18 protein-coding genes are annotated in these 14,282 nt (G+C 45.6%); all 18 read left to right on the top strand.

Going from position 1 to position 14,282, the window contains the following annotated elements; genetic code table 11:
- Positions 1-2 precede the first annotated feature (2 nt).
- The 18 genes from flgC to AC6ESP_RS04405 all read left to right on the top strand — a co-directional run bounded on the left by flgC (position 3) and on the right by AC6ESP_RS04405 (position 14,281).
- Entirely contained in the window at positions 3-452 is a 450-nt protein-coding gene (gene flgC, locus AC6ESP_RS04320; protein ID WP_497095455.1) for a flagellar basal body rod protein FlgC, read from the top strand.
- 22 nt (positions 453-474) lie between these two features.
- A complete protein-coding gene (fliE, locus tag AC6ESP_RS04325) occupies positions 475-783 on the top strand; it encodes a flagellar hook-basal body complex protein FliE (RefSeq protein ID WP_497095456.1) in 309 nt (102 codons plus the stop codon).
- Between the two features lie 42 nt (positions 784-825).
- Positions 826-2,397, top strand: a complete 1,572-nt coding sequence (gene fliF / locus AC6ESP_RS04330) for a flagellar basal-body MS-ring/collar protein FliF (RefSeq protein WP_497095457.1) — start codon at positions 826-828, stop codon at positions 2,395-2,397.
- 11 nt (positions 2,398-2,408) lie between these two features.
- A complete protein-coding gene (gene fliG / locus AC6ESP_RS04335; RefSeq protein WP_497095458.1) occupies positions 2,409-3,422 on the top strand; it encodes a flagellar motor switch protein FliG in 1,014 nt (337 codons plus the stop codon).
- Positions 3,406-4,254: a FliH/SctL family protein gene (locus AC6ESP_RS04340; protein WP_497095459.1), complete on the top strand. Its 849-nt coding sequence runs from the start codon at positions 3,406-3,408 to the stop codon at positions 4,252-4,254. The genes fliG and AC6ESP_RS04340 overlap by 17 nt, the downstream gene beginning before the upstream one ends.
- Positions 4,241-5,566 (top strand): flagellar protein export ATPase FliI, encoded by a 1,326-nt coding sequence (fliI, locus tag AC6ESP_RS04345; RefSeq protein ID WP_497095460.1) that lies wholly within the window; start codon positions 4,241-4,243, stop codon positions 5,564-5,566. Before AC6ESP_RS04340 ends, fliI begins: the two co-directional genes overlap by 14 nt.
- Before the next feature lie 8 nt (positions 5,567-5,574).
- Positions 5,575-6,021, top strand: coding sequence for a flagellar export protein FliJ (gene fliJ / locus AC6ESP_RS04350; RefSeq protein ID WP_497095461.1), 447 nt, complete (start codon positions 5,575-5,577; stop codon positions 6,019-6,021).
- A gap of 27 nt (positions 6,022-6,048) precedes the next feature.
- Complete coding sequence (locus tag AC6ESP_RS04355) at positions 6,049-6,963, top strand: MotE family protein (protein ID WP_497095462.1); 915 nt, start codon at positions 6,049-6,051, stop codon at positions 6,961-6,963.
- A 58-nt stretch (positions 6,964-7,021) separates the two neighbouring features.
- On the top strand, positions 7,022-8,401 hold the full coding sequence (locus AC6ESP_RS04360) for a flagellar hook-length control protein FliK (protein ID WP_497095463.1): 1,380 nt from the start codon (positions 7,022-7,024) through the stop codon (positions 8,399-8,401).
- A gap of 46 nt (positions 8,402-8,447) precedes the next feature.
- Positions 8,448-8,960, top strand: coding sequence for a flagellar hook capping FlgD N-terminal domain-containing protein (locus tag AC6ESP_RS04365; protein ID WP_497095464.1), 513 nt, complete (start codon positions 8,448-8,450; stop codon positions 8,958-8,960).
- A gap of 8 nt (positions 8,961-8,968) precedes the next feature.
- Entirely contained in the window at positions 8,969-9,334 is a 366-nt protein-coding gene (locus tag AC6ESP_RS04370) for a TIGR02530 family flagellar biosynthesis protein (RefSeq protein WP_497095465.1), read from the top strand.
- An 81-nt stretch (positions 9,335-9,415) separates the two neighbouring features.
- Positions 9,416-10,231: a flagellar hook-basal body complex protein gene (locus AC6ESP_RS04375; protein WP_497095466.1), complete on the top strand. Its 816-nt coding sequence runs from the start codon at positions 9,416-9,418 to the stop codon at positions 10,229-10,231.
- 59 nt (positions 10,232-10,290) lie between these two features.
- Positions 10,291-10,512, top strand: a complete 222-nt coding sequence (locus AC6ESP_RS04380; protein WP_497095467.1) for a flagellar FlbD family protein — start codon at positions 10,291-10,293, stop codon at positions 10,510-10,512.
- Between the two features lies 1 nt (position 10,513).
- On the top strand, positions 10,514-10,978 hold the full coding sequence (locus AC6ESP_RS04385) for a flagellar basal body-associated FliL family protein (protein WP_497095468.1): 465 nt from the start codon (positions 10,514-10,516) through the stop codon (positions 10,976-10,978).
- Positions 10,979-11,014: 36 nt separating this feature from the next.
- Positions 11,015-12,013 carry a flagellar motor switch protein FliM gene (fliM, locus tag AC6ESP_RS04390; RefSeq protein WP_497095469.1) on the top strand — a complete coding sequence of 333 codons (999 nt, stop codon included), beginning with the start codon at positions 11,015-11,017 and terminating at the stop codon, positions 12,011-12,013.
- On the top strand, positions 12,003-13,256 hold the full coding sequence (gene fliY, locus AC6ESP_RS04395; RefSeq protein WP_497095470.1) for a flagellar motor switch phosphatase FliY: 1,254 nt from the start codon (positions 12,003-12,005) through the stop codon (positions 13,254-13,256). The genes fliM and fliY overlap by 11 nt, the downstream gene beginning before the upstream one ends.
- Positions 13,257-13,277: 21 nt before the next feature.
- A complete protein-coding gene (locus tag AC6ESP_RS04400; protein WP_497095471.1) occupies positions 13,278-13,640 on the top strand; it encodes a response regulator in 363 nt (120 codons plus the stop codon).
- An 11-nt stretch (positions 13,641-13,651) separates the two neighbouring features.
- On the top strand, positions 13,652-14,281 hold the full coding sequence (locus AC6ESP_RS04405; protein WP_497095620.1) for a flagellar biosynthetic protein FliO: 630 nt from the start codon (positions 13,652-13,654) through the stop codon (positions 14,279-14,281).
- Position 14,282: the final 1 nt, after the last annotated feature.

Consider the following 14,282-nt stretch of genomic DNA (forward strand, 5'->3'; position numbering starts at 1 on the left):
TAGTGAAAATTTCTAGCGGTTTTGATGCCAGTGCCTCGGCACTCACCGCCCAACGGTTGAGAATGGATACCATATCTTCTAACATAGCTAATGCTGAAACGACTCGAGCTAGCTACGTAAATGGGCAATTTGTACCTTACAAAAGAAAAATGGTCGTACTTGAGCCTACTCAGCAGAGCTTCTCGGACCTACTGAACAATCAAATGCAGGGTAATTCTAGTGCTATGGGCGTAAAAGCTACTAAGATAGTAGAAGATCAGACACCAACCAAGCTTGTATATAATCCGACACACCCAGATGCAGACGCTAATGGATATGTAAATATGCCCAATGTCGACGTTGCAAAAGAAATGGTGGATATGATTTCTGCAACGCGGTCCTACGAAGCGAACGTGACGGCATTGAATGCGTCAAAAGCAATGTTCGTTAAAGCACTGGAAATCGGAAAATAATTAAAAACTTGGAGGAGCATCTATGATTCAACCATTGCAGCTTAATCAGGTATTACCCACGAACAGAATGTTTGAAACAGCCCAATCGCAAAAAACAACGCCAGCTGAGTTTACTTCATCATTCAGCTCTTTTCTGGAAACGGCGCTGAATAGTGTTGCGGAGCAAGAACAAAACGTACATAAAATGAATGATAAGTTTCTAATCGGAGAAGTCGATGTTTCACAAGTACTAATCGCTTCTGAGCAAGCGCAGCTTAGTCTACAGCTTACCTCACAGGTCCGTAACAAAATGGTAGAGGCATACCAAGAAATCATGCGGATGCAAGTGTAATTCTACTTTAGAGCTAGCATAGAATTTGGGTGAGGTGACAACGTGAACGAGAGAATCGCCCAATATCGACAGAGACTTTCGCAGTTCTGGAGTCAAATGGGCAAAAAACAAAAAATAGGGCTGGGGGCATCCATTGGTGTATTATTGTTGTCAATTATTCTTTTGACTTACATATTTACGCGCACAGATTATGAACTTGCTTTTCAGAATCTAGACACAACGGATGCAGCGGCAATAATGACTTACTTAGATGGTAACAGCATTCCTTATGAGCTCAGCGGTAATGGTTCAAGCATTTCCGTACCAACAGCAGTTGCTTCCCGCGTTAAAGTAGATGTTGGTTCTCAGGGGCTGGTACAGAATGGATCTCTTGGATTCGGTGCTTTTAGTGAAGGGTCATCTACATTCGGAACGACGGAGAATGAATTCAATGTCAAGTACCTGAACGCATTGAATGGTGAAGTTCAACAGCTATTGAACGGGATGCAGGGAGTGCAAAGCTCAAAAGTCCTGATCAATCTTCCGGAGGAGTCGGTGTTCTTAACTTCAGAAGAGACAGAACAAGCATCGGCCTCCATTATGATGAACTTCACTGCGGGTTATCGTCCGACCCAAAAAGAAATTGATGGCTATTACAATCTGGTCAAAACAGCGGTTCCTAAGCTTGCAGTCCAGAATATTACAATTTCAAGTCCGCAGGGAGAAATGTTGTCCTCTGAAGCTGGCGGAGCACTTACAGGTGCAACAGACGCAGCGGAGAATCAGTTCCAGATCCAACGTAAGTACGAGACGGAATTGAGAAAGAATATTCAACAGTTCCTAGGGCCGATGGTTGGAGAGAATCTTGTTATCAGCGTTGCGAGCAGCTTTAACTTCGATAAGAAGGTTACACAGGAGCAGCTTGTTAGGCCGCTTGAGAACAACAATAATAACGGAGTTATTATAAGTGAGCAGCGTGAGTCTAGTACTTCTACAACAGGAGGTGCTGCTGCTGGTGGAGTTGCAGGTACTGGAGAAACAGATGTGCCCGGATACACAGCGACTGACAGCACAACAGGCGAATCTGAGGATACCTCTAGCATTATCAACTATGAGCCAAGCCGTATTAACAACTCCATTGAATCTGCACCTTATCTGCTTAAGGATTTGTCCATCAGCATAGGGGTTGCGGATACACAGATGGATGAGGCGACTACGACAGCTATCACAACCTATTTGACAGCTCTAGTTCGAGCACAGCTAGCTGACTCCGGTCAAGATGTTAATGATGACGTTCTCATCGGTAAGAAAGTTTCAGTTATTGCACAGCCATTCGTTACAGCGAGTACGAATGCAGCATCCAGCTTCTTATCGACTCCATGGGCAATTGGTATTGGGGTTGCGGCTCTGGCGTTAATTGCAGGATTGATCGTCATGCTGGTACGCAGACGTAAACAGCAAGTAATTGAAGAAGAGATTCAAATTGATAACACGCCGGTAAAAGTGGAATATCCAACGCTTGATTTCGATAGTGCAAATAATGAAAGCCAAGCTCGGAAAAATCTTGAAACACTGGCCAAACGCAAACCGGACGAATTCGTTAATCTCCTTCGTACCTGGCTCGCGGATGAATAGAGGTGGTTTAAATGGCAAAGTCAATGCAGGGATTAACAGGCCGTCAAAAGGCAGCTATCCTACTCATCACTTTAGGACCAGAGGTTTCTGCTCAAATCTTTAAACATTTGAGAGAAGAGGAAATTGAACAATTGACTCTTGAGATCGCAAATGTGCGCAAAGTTGACAGTGGAGAGAGAGAGTCCATTCTTAGCGACTTTCATCAAATCTGTATGGCGCAAGAGTATATCTCACAAGGCGGCATTAACTATGCCAAAGAAATACTCGAGAAAGCACTGGGTGAGCAAAAGGCAGTCGAAGTTATTAACCGGCTTACAGCAACGCTTCAAGTTAGGCCTTTCGACTTCGCTCGCAAAGCTGAGCCTATGCAAATTCTAAACTTTATACAAAATGAGAATTCGCAGACGATCGCACTCGTGCTATCGTATCTGCAATCGGATCAATCCTCTCATATCCTATCGTCGCTGCCGCAAGAGAAACAAGCCGATGTTGCGCGCAGAATTGCCTTGATGGACAGCACTTCTCCTGAAGTAATTGGTCAGGTTGAGCGGGTACTCGAGCAGAAGCTCTCGGCAACGGTTACACAGGATTATACGAATGCAGGCGGTATTGATTCCATCGTTCAAATTCTGAACGGCGTTGACCGTGGAACAGAACGGACGATTCTCGACGCTCTCGAGATTCAAGATCCAGAGCTGGCAGAAGAAATCAAGAAGCGTATGTTCGTGTTCGAGGATATTGTCAACATCGACAACCGTTCAATCCAGCGTATTATTCGCGATATCGAGAACGCCGATCTACAGCTTGCGCTCAAGGTGGCAAGCGAAGAGGTTCGCGAAGCGATTTTCCGCAATATGTCCAAACGAATGGCAGAATCGTTCAAAGAAGAAATGGAATTCATGGGTCCTGTCCGGCTGCGTGATGTCGAGGAAGCTCAAACCCGTATCGTGGCTACGATCCGCAGGTTAGAAGAGTCCGGTGAAATCATAATTGCTCGTGGCGGAGGAGATGACATCATTGTCTAATTTGATTAAATCTTCCAGTGTTATCGCTCTTGATCAATTAAAGCAATTGTATTGGATGGATAAATATAAAGCTGCTGAAGCTGAGAGTGAGAATGCTGAGGAATCTTCAGAATTACTCCCAGATCAAGAAACAATATCACTTAAAGACCAGATTATTACCGACGCGCAGACATTCGCTGAGGAACGCATACAAGAGGCTGGTCAGCAATGTGAACAAATGCTTGCAGATGCGGAAGCTCAGATTGAAGCATGGTGGCTCGAGAAGCGATTGCAGGATGAAGCAGCTTCTGAAGCATCACGTGAAGCCGGGTACGCTCTTGGATTCTCCGAAGGCGGAATTGCAGCAGCTGCTAAGGCTGAGCAAGATTGGGAGCAGCGATTAGCTGAAGCGAATGCCATATTGAAGACTGCCTATGAAATGCGGGAGCAAATTATTCAAGAGGCCGAACCATTTCTAGTCGAGCTAAGTTGCGCAATTGCAGAGAAAGTAATCGGTGAGCAGATGGAGGCCGCACCAGAGCTATCACTTGAGCTCATTCGCAAGTCTTTGTCAAGAAGACGAGAGCAAGGTGTTATAACTCTCTGCGTCTCGCCAGGACAGCTATCCTTCGTACAAGCAGCTAGAGAAGAGTTGAATCTAGTCATCGATTCCCAAGCTGAGCTGCAGATTCTACCAGATTCAACGGTGAAGGATTACGGCTGTGTTATTCGTTCTTCATTCGGCAGTATCGATGCTCGGATCGACACACAGCTGTCTGAAATTAAGCGTGAGCTCATTCAAATAGCGCTTCAGAACAGCGAAGAGCGAGGTCAGTCAGATGAGCGGTATTAAACTCGACGCAAGCAAATATGTTGAGCATCTGGGACCCATTGACCCCGTACGAGTGAATGGCAAGGTTACACAGGTTATTGGACTTACTGTTGAATCGGAAGGACCGGATGCAAGTATTGGTGATTTATGCTATATCTACTCTGCAAAAGGAGCCAAGCCGATCAAAGCGGAAGTCGTGGGCTTTCGAGATAACAAAGTTATTCTAATGCCGCTGGGCGATCTTCATTCTATTAGTCCTGGTTGTGATGTTGTTGGGACTGGCAAGCCATTAACGGTACAAGTAGGATCAGAGCTGTTAGGGAAAGTTCTTGATGGTCTCGGGCAGCCGCTTGACGGATCGTTTCTTCCGAGCCGAATGCAGCATTATTCTACGCATAATGAGCCGAGCAATCCGCTTAACCGTCCAAGGGTCGTTGAACCACTAGGGATTGGAGTTCGTGCAATAGATGGTCTGATTACAGTCGGCCAAGGTCAGCGTGTTGGTATATTTGCTGGTTCAGGTGTCGGCAAGAGTACATTGCTGGGCATGATCGCACGTAACACTTCTGCTGATGTGAATGTCATTGCCTTAATCGGCGAGCGCGGACGTGAGGTTCTGGAGTTCATCGAGAAGGATCTAGGTCCAGAAGGTCTTGCACGTTCGGTAGTTATTGTCGCTACTTCCGATCAACCTGCGCTTATTCGGATTAAAGGTGCGTTAATCGCCACTTCAATTGCTGAATATTTCAGGGACCGTGGATTAAATGTCATGCTTATGATGGACTCTGTAACACGTTATGCAATGGCTCAACGTGAAGTAGGACTAGCCATTGGCGAGCCTCCTGCAACACGAGGCTATACACCTTCCGTGTTTGCTAATCTACCGAAGCTGCTTGAACGAGCAGGTACCGGCCCAACAGGCTCAATTACAGCGTTCTACACGGTACTCGTAGATGGCGATGATATGAATGAACCGATCGCTGATGCTGTTCGTGGAATATTAGACGGACATATCGTATTAAGCCGACATTTGGCGCACAAAGGACATTTTCCAGCTATTGATGTTCTGGCTTCTATAAGCCGGGTTATGAAGGAAATTGTGTCTGAGGATCAACAGGATGCTGCCAATCAATTGAAGCGCCTACTGTCTATATATAAAGATTCGGAAGACCTTATCAATATTGGGGCGTACCAACGAGGTTCTAATGAAGAAATTGATTTGGCGATGGAATATATCGATCTTATTAATCAGTTTACGAGACAGAAGACGAATGAGAAGGTTAGCTTGCTAGAAGCACAAGAGCAATTAATGAATGATTTTCACAGGAGATGAACCGATAGATGGTAGCCTTTCGTTACTCATACCAAAAAATTGTCGATCTGAAGACGAGTGAAAAGACCCAAGCAGAGTGGCTGCTCTCATCGGCGATAGGTGCTCTACAGACTGAAGAGCTTAATCTGGAGCAGCTGCGCGAAAGGAGATCACAGTGGGAGGTTAAGCTGCAAGAGGCTTACCAAACCACGGTTGCACTATCGGAAATACAGCAAGTTCAAAGCTATCTGAACTATCTGGATGATTGTATTGGGAATAAACTCGTAGATGTCAAGAAGGCACAGGTGGTTGTCGATCATAACCGGACCAGACTGGCAGATAAGATGAAAGACGAGAAGGTATGGATGAAAGCGAAGGATCATGCAGGAGAACGGTTCCGGTATGCGATGCAGCTAAAAGAGCAGAACGAGCTGGATGAGATGGCTACAGTCCGTTTCAAGCAAACAGCGACGTAACTGTGCGGCAGCGCTAGGCTAGAAGGAGTGAATGAATTGGCGGATACAGATATGGAGAAGCAGGGCTACAGCGGCTTAGAAAGACTAATGTTTGTGATGACACCGATCTTGTTTACAATCGTGTTGCTGGGAGCTTTATACATATTGCTGGATACTGATATGCGCAACAAAGCGCTTGAGATCGGGAATAAGATACCGGTGCTAAATAATATTTTGCCGGATGCTAAGCCTGTGACTGGCGAATCTAACGATGAAGCTATCAAATCAGCCAACATGACTCGTAAAATTGAGGATCTACAAACTCAGCTGTCCGATAAGGAAAGAGAATTGGCAGAAACGGTTCAATTGAAAACAGCGCAGGAGCAAGAGATTGAAGGGCTGGAGGCTGAAATTGAGCAGTTGAATGTCTCTACCAGCGAAAAAGCGTTGGAAGATGAGGCATATCAGGCCAAAATACAAGATCTGGCTAGCATGTATGGGAAAATTACGCCAAGTAAGGCAGCACCAATTCTAGAGAGTATGTCGCTTGAAGAAATGGTTCTAGTATTGGACGCAATGCGTACAGATGATCGGGTTCGAGTGCTTGAGAAGATGAACCCACAGACGGCGGCTGATGCTACGATGATGCTGAAAGATACGGTATCGGTTAAAGACAGACAGATTGCCGCACTGCAAGCACAATTGAAAAAAGCACAGCCTGCTCAAGTGCAACAGCCTTCCTCTTCGCTGGATACAGATCAGCTTAGCGCGACTTTCGCGGCGATGGATGCTAAGAGTGCTGGGGAGCTTCTTATTACGATGGCAGATATCAGCCCAAGTAAAGTGCTTCGAATATTGAATGCAGTTAATGATCAGACAAGATCAAGCATCGTTGCAGAGATGTCTGCTATTAACGACAAGATTACTGCACAGCTGGTGTCGAAGCTGATGACCGGAAGTTAAGAGGTAGACGCATCTTTATAGAGCATCCTGTAGCTTCAATTAGGGAGGAGGTGAAAATATGGATATGTCAATTCCGGTAGCATCAGCAAGTCCCAAAGCTTCCATTCCGACGGGCAATGTACAACCCGCTGCGGGTGGTGGAACAGGCTTCCAACAAACACTTGTCTATCAAATACAAGGGCAAGGTGCCGCTGTTACTTCTACAACTAATCAGAGCAGTGCGTCTGCAGCTACGCTAAGTCAAGTCATTCCTACTGATGCGGCAGCTATCTTGGATACGGAAGCAGCAGCTGATCTAATCAGTATCATCGATGAGTTAATCGGCCAGCTTCAAGAAATGAATGAAAATTCAGATGGCAGTGAAGATGAATCAAAGCTATCTGAGCTAGAGGCAATGTTGGATCAGATTAACGCGTTACTAGCCCTTCTGGGTGCACCAGCTGTTCCTTCGCAGTCCGTCGTTAACAACATGATGAATGTGCAAGGAGAGGCAACTGCTGAACTCGCTGAACAAGCTGAACAACCATTGACTGTGGTAAACAATAGCTTGCAGGATTCCTTGTTCCAATTAATGACGCTGGTACAGGAAGGCTCTCTGAAGCGTGTACAACAGCAAGACCCTACTCGTCTTATCAATCAGCAATTGATTGCACTGCAGCAGGTGCTTCAACAGCAGCAGGAAGAGACTAACGTTACAAAAGCTAGTGAGCAGACCAAGCAGTCGGTTGAATTTATTCCTGCTCCGAACGGAGGACAGCAGACAGCTTCAGTTGCGGCTCTATTGCAGCGACTGACTCAAGCATCCGTGCATCCTTCATTGCTGGTAGCAGCGGTTGAAGATTCAGAGGCTGAGATTTCGGGAGACAATGCTTCGGCTGATGGAGTTGAGGTTGCGCATCCGCAGCAAGCAGGAACTGTCTTTAATGAATTGATTCGCACAGCTTCTCAGAATGCAACATCCAAGGCTGTCCTTCAGCCCTACGTTCTTGCAGATCAATTCGCAGAATCAATGACTGGGCTATTTGTTCAGAAGTTTGAGCTAGGCTCACTAAATGGTGTGTCTGAGGCTAAGATTCAATTGTTCCCTGAGCAGCTTGGACAAGTCGATGTTCGCATTATGATGCAGAATGGACAATTGACAGCGGTATTCAATACCGAGACGCCAGGCGCCAAAGAAATGCTGGATAGTCAGATGGCACAGCTTCGCGCAGCGCTGCAGGCTCAAGGATTATCTGTCGATAAGCTAGAGGTTACTTATGGACAGACTGCTGCACAGCTTTCGGGCGGACAGCCAGGTGCTGGACAACAGACATTCTCTAATCAGAATAAATCCAAGGGTGAGCGACTGAACGATGACGGAAGCTTCCAATCCGACGTTGTGGAACAGATTGCAGCTCAAGAGCTTGGTTATGGCCGAGCAGTTAATGTCACTGCTTAGCTCATGTATAGTCATACGGTACTGAAGTAGAACGGAGGTGAGTGAAATGGCAACAGTCACATCTAAAGTTACTTGGCCCAACTACAGCGCGACGAACGTACAATCTGCAGTTACCAAAACGGATAATACTTCGCTTAGTAAAGATGCATTCCTACAACTACTAGTTACACAACTGAAGAATCAGGATCCCTTGCAGCCTCAGGACAATGCAGAATTCATTAGTCAGATGGCTCAGTTCACATCTGTTGAGCAGTTGATGAATATGTCGGAGCAGTTGTCCGTGTTGAACCAGAATCTGGGTACTGCATCGGGTATGATTGGTAAAACTGTGGCTTGGTATGAGCTGGATGATCAAGGAAATACGAATCTGATCTCAGACGTTGTAGATTCGATCGTGTCCAGCGAGGGTGCGTTATATGCCAAGTTCAGCGACAATACACTAGTAGCACTGAAAGATATTGTTACCATTTCGGATACTAATGGCGCTGAAGAGGATTCCGATACAGCTGAAGAAGGTACAACGGAGGAGACGGTAGCAGAAGGGACTGATACTCCTTGAACGAAGGCGTGAAAATCAGTCATTTATTTCCTATTACTACCGCACCTATTGGTGCTTCTAAGACGGTATCGCCGAAATCACAGCCATCATCAGAATTCCGAGATATGTTGGATGCCAAAGTTCTGAAGTTCAGCCAGCATGCAGAGGTTCGTATGAAGCAGCGTGGAATACAGCTCCAACCGGAATCTATTACTAAGATTATTAATGCGGTTGATGAAGCAGAATCGAAAGGCGCTGTGGATTCGTTAATCGTACTTAAGGATATCGCAATGATTGTCAATGTGCCTAGTCGGACAGTTGTTACGGCCATGGATGGTAAGCAAATGCAGAGCAATGTTTTCACACAGATAGACAGTGCAGTAATTATTAGCTAGAGCTGGACCGTTAAGGAGGCTCTCAAGCTGCCGACCGACTGAAGCAGCTAATCGATCATAATCTAGGAGGAGTTAAGTAACATGATAAGATCCATGTACTCAGGGGTATCAGGTATGCGCGGGTTTCAGACGAAGCTGGACGTTATCGGCAATAACATTGCGAACGTCAATACCGTTGGTTTCAAGGGCGGACGAGTTATGTTCAGCGATATATTGAGCCAGACAACCGCTGGTGTAACAGCTTCTGTAGATGGTGAGCAAGCTGGTGTGAATGCGAAGCAAATCGGTCTTGGCGTATCTATTGCTTCAATAGATACGATTCATACAGCAGGCAGTGCCATGACGACGAATACAGCAACTGACCTTCGTATTGATGGAGATGGATTCTTCGCTGTATCACCAACAGCAGATGGTGCGCCAACCTATTTGACACGTGCAGGTAATTTCACTCTTGATGCAAACAGACAGCTGGTAACCTCTGAAGGATTGTTCGTTCTTGATAATGGCGGCGCACCAATCGTGTTAGATGAAGCGGTGACCTCGTTCTCTATCGGTCAAGACGGATCAATATTAGGAGTAACGGCTGATGGTACGGAGGCAGTCGCTCAACTAGGTGTAGTTAAGGTTGTCAATCCTAGTGGTCTTGAAAAAATGGGTGGGAATTTATATGCAGTTACGGCAAATGCTAACCCGGACGGTGAGTTTGAGATCGTTACTGCTAATGATGCTGATCTTGGTACTGGAGCAATCATCTCCGGTCAACTCGAAATGTCCAACGTCGATCTGACTGCTGAATTTACAGAGATGATCGTTGCACAGCGCGGATTCCAAGCGAATTCTCGTATCATTACGACTTCCGATGAGATTCTGCAAGAAGTCGTTAACTTGAAACGATAATAAGTAATTCATAACCGGTGGGAGGGTAATCCCTCCCCTGATGTGTGAGGGGGTAGCTTATGATTACCGTAACTCGATTGAATGGTAGCAAAGTCATGATTAATGCTCTACTAATCGAATTGATAGAAGAGACGCCTGATACCATCATTACATTAACTACAGGCAAAAAAATCATCGTGACAGAAGATGCCTCAGTGCTATTGCTAAGCATACAAAGCTATCTTCGGACAATCGGGGTTTACGCGGCGACCCAGAAGATTGAACAGACGGAGGGTCCTTAAGATGAAAAAGATGTTGCCATGGTTGGTTACAACCTTGCTTGCAATTACCTTAATTGCAATTGTGTCTATCATTTTGTTCAAATCATTCTTGAGCGATACAGGGAATGAGGCCGCTAATAAGCCAGTTGAAGTTAAGCAGCTAACCGCTGATGAACGTGTTGAAGTGACATCTGTGCTTGATGGATTTAAACGTAATTTGAAGGATCCAGACAAAGTAGTTGTTGTGAGCTTCGCTTTTCAACTAGATAGCAAGAAGACCAAAGAAGAATTCGACAAGCTGCTGGAGATTGAAGTTAAGCCAGTAATTAACCGTGTTGTAGCAGATATGACATCGGAGGAGTTGAATGGCTCCAAGGGTGAGGATTTGCTGGAATCCAATCTACTCAATTTGATTAACCCCATTCTGCCGGAAGGCAAGAAGCTGATCAAGGTAGAGATTACAAATATCGTTATCGCGAGGATATAGTCATAAAACCGACATTCCTTGAAGGGGGTGAGAGAATTGGTTGATGTTTTATCGCAGAATGAGATAGACGCGCTGTTAGCCGCCTTGTCATCTGGTGAGATGGATGCAGATGATTTGAAAAAAGAAGAAGTAACAAAAAAAGTAAGAATATATGATTTCAAGCGCGCTGTACGTTTTTCGAAGGATCATATTAGAAGCTTGACTCGCATTCACGAAAACTTCGCGCGATATTTGACAACCTATTTCTCAGCACAGCTTCGCACATTTGTTCAGATCAATGTCGTCCAGGTAGAACAGCTCCCCTATGATGAGTTTATTCGTTCGATTCCTAAGATGACGATTCTAAATGTATTCGAAGCAGAGCCGCTTGAAGGGCGCATGGTACTGGAGGTACATCCGAACGTTGCCTATGCGATGCTGGATAGATTGCTTGGCGGTCCAGGAACAGCACCTTCAAAAATCAATAATTTGACAGAAATTGAAACGATCGTAATGGAGCGTATTTTCAGCAGAACCTTCGAAAGTCTGCAAGAAGCCTGGAAAACAATTATTGATATTTCGCCGCGGATGGAGACGCTTGAGACGAATCCGCAATTTATGCAAATCGTATCGCCGAATGAAACCATCGCTCTTATATCACTGAGCACCAAAATCGGGGATACGACGGGTATGATTAATCTATGTATTCCTCATGTTGTCATTGAGCCTATCATGCCAAGGCTATCCGCCCATCACTGGTTCGTATCCCAGAAGAAGGAACGGATACCAGCAGAGGTTGAGATGCTTGAACAGCGGGTTAACAAAGCGAAGCTGTCCATTGTTGCTGAGCTTGGAGAATCGAATATTACGATTAATGAATTTCTCGGGCTGTCGGTTGGTGATGTCATTTCGTTGAACAAGCCAATCGGTGAAGGATTACGGATCAAGGTAGGAGAGAAATTGAAATTCATCGGCAGTCCAGGCTCAATCAAAGATCGTATAGCTATACAAGTCGATGAAGTTGTCAATGAAGGAGCGGAAGAATATGACGAGTAAAGACTATTTATCGCAAGAGGAGATCGATGCGTTATTAAGTCAGTCCTCAAGCGATGTGACTGTGGAAGAGCCGTCAACAACTGAGATTCAGCTATCGGACTTCTTATCCTCAATTGAACAAGATGCGCTGGGCGAGATTGGTAACATTACGTTCGGTAGTGCTGCAACAGCGCTGTCTACTCTGCTAGGTAAGAAAGTTGATATTACGACTCCGGAAGTTACATTCATTAAACGTGAGGATCTTGCGAATGAATTTCCTAAACCTCATGTAGCAGTAAGCGTTCAGTATGTAGACGGCTTTGAAGGCATCAATTCGCTAGTTATCCGTACGAAGGATGCACAAATCATTGCAGACCTTATGCTGGGCGGAGAAGGCGAAGTGACGCTTCAGGAGCTGAATGAAATTCATATCAGTGCCGTGCAGGAAGCTATGAACCAAATGATGGGCTCATCTGCGACGTCAATGTCGACCATTTTCAACAGATTCGTGAATATTTCTCCTCCAGGTATCGACATTCTTGATGTAGATAGCGGAGAGGGTATGGGTCAGCTGCCGCCTGTCGATGTGTTTATCAAAATTTCATTCCGTTTGATGATCGGCGATCTGATTGATTCTACGATTATGCAGTTGCTGCCAGTAGCATTCGCTAAACAAATGGTAGCCACTCTAATGGGCGAATCATTCGAAGAAGAGGCAAGCGCACCGGCTGCAGTCAACGCTCCGAGCGCTCCAGTCGTGCAAGAGCAAGCAGCGCCTGCTATGCAGCAGCCGGTAAACCAAGAGGCCGCACAAGCGCATTCAGCAGCACCGGGGCAGTACCAGCAGCATCAGCAGTATCAACAACAACCACCAGCAGGATATTACGAAGCACCTATGCAACCACCTGGTCCGAATACATATGGTCATGCTGCTAACCGCAATATTAATGTGCAGCCGGTACAATTTGCTAATTTCAGTAATGCGCCTTTTATCCAACCAGAGGAAACAAACCTCAATTTACTGCTCGACATACCACTTAAGGTTACCGTAGAATTAGGAAGGACCCAGAAGCAAATTAAGGACATATTGGAATTGTCACAAGGTTCGATTATTGAACTGGACAAGCTGGCAGGCGAACCGGTGGACATTCTAGTGAACAACAAGCTGATTGCCAAAGGCGAGGTTGTCGTCATTGATGAGAACTTCGGAGTACGTGTCACTGATATCGTAAGCCAATGGGACCGAATTCAAAAATTACAATAGCATCCTAGGAGGAAAAAAAAGATGGCAAACCGCATTCTAATCGTAGACGACGCAGCTTTCATGCGCATGATGATCCGCGACATTTTATCCAAGAACGGCTACGAAGTCGTTGGTGAAGCGCAAGATGGTGCGCAAGCGGTGGAGAAGTACAAGGAACTGAAACCTGATCTTATTACAATGGATATTACGATGCCTGAGATGGATGGAATATCTGCATTGAAAGAAATTAAGAAGCTTGATGCTAATGCAAAAGTAATTATGTGCTCAGCTATGGGTCAGCAAGCGATGGTCATTGATGCGATTCAAGCCGGAGCAAAAGACTTCATCGTTAAGCCTTTCCAAGCTGACCGTGTTATCGAAGCAATTAAGAAAACGCTCGGATAACGGTTTCTGTGATGCTTAAACGACATTCGCGATTCGCGATTCTATCTATTATTGGACTTAGCTTATGTCCAGCCTTGGCCGCAGCGAATGATCTGGGCTCGGACAGCGGACAGCCAACCATATCCGGATCGGATAATTTGGCTGGCAGTCTAGTATGGGTGGTCGTGTCTCTTGCTATAGTTATCGGGTTAATTGTCTTAGTCATTAAATTTTTGTCCCAGCGTAGCCGTTCCTGGGGAACGAATCGTTCGCTTCGCTCGCTCGGAGGCATTGCACTGGGACAAAGCAAATCTTTGCAGGTTGTAGAGCTTGCAGGACGCGTATATATCGTAGGAGTGGGCGAGAACGTTACGCTCCTCGATAAAATCGAGAATGCTGAAGAAGCGCAGGAGATTATAGCTGCGATTGAAAGGCAGACAAGCGGTGGGTTTTCTCCAAGCACACTGACGGATCTTATCAAGAAGTTCCAGCAGCGGGGTAAGGAGACTGAGCCGACCAACGAGCAGTGGAATGGATCTTCCTCTTTCCAAAGCATGTTGAACAACAATTTGAATCGGCAAGCGGATCGGAAGCAACAGATCGAATCGCTGCTAAAAGACTCAAAACCTAATGAACGGTTGATGGATGACAATGAAAAATAAA

It is taken from the genome of Paenibacillus xinjiangensis (genome assembly GCF_059686975.1).

Bases quoted from the DNA above. Each gene is read 5' to 3' on its own strand.
- fliE (WP_497095456.1), top strand. From the start codon at position 475: ATGATTCAACCATTGCAGCTTAATCAGGTATTACCCACGAACAGAATG.
- fliG (WP_497095458.1), top strand. From the start codon at position 2,409: ATGGCAAAGTCAATGCAGGGATTAACAGGCCGTCAAAAGGCAGCTATC.
- AC6ESP_RS04340 (WP_497095459.1), top strand. From the start codon at position 3,406: ATGACATCATTGTCTAATTTGATTAAATCTTCCAGTGTTATCGCTCTT.
- fliI (WP_497095460.1), top strand. From the start codon at position 4,241: ATGAGCGGTATTAAACTCGACGCAAGCAAATATGTTGAGCATCTGGGA.
- fliJ (WP_497095461.1), top strand. From the start codon at position 5,575: ATGGTAGCCTTTCGTTACTCATACCAAAAAATTGTCGATCTGAAGACG.
- AC6ESP_RS04360 (WP_497095463.1), top strand. From the start codon at position 7,022: ATGGATATGTCAATTCCGGTAGCATCAGCAAGTCCCAAAGCTTCCATT.
- AC6ESP_RS04365 (WP_497095464.1), top strand. From the start codon at position 8,448: ATGGCAACAGTCACATCTAAAGTTACTTGGCCCAACTACAGCGCGACG.
- AC6ESP_RS04375 (WP_497095466.1), top strand. From the start codon at position 9,416: ATGATAAGATCCATGTACTCAGGGGTATCAGGTATGCGCGGGTTTCAG.
- AC6ESP_RS04380 (WP_497095467.1), top strand. From the start codon at position 10,291: ATGATTACCGTAACTCGATTGAATGGTAGCAAAGTCATGATTAATGCT.
- AC6ESP_RS04385 (WP_497095468.1), top strand. From the start codon at position 10,514: ATGAAAAAGATGTTGCCATGGTTGGTTACAACCTTGCTTGCAATTACC.
- fliY (WP_497095470.1), top strand. From the start codon at position 12,003: ATGACGAGTAAAGACTATTTATCGCAAGAGGAGATCGATGCGTTATTA.
- AC6ESP_RS04400 (WP_497095471.1), top strand. From the start codon at position 13,278: ATGGCAAACCGCATTCTAATCGTAGACGACGCAGCTTTCATGCGCATG.
- AC6ESP_RS04405 (WP_497095620.1), top strand. From the start codon at position 13,652: ATGCTTAAACGACATTCGCGATTCGCGATTCTATCTATTATTGGACTT.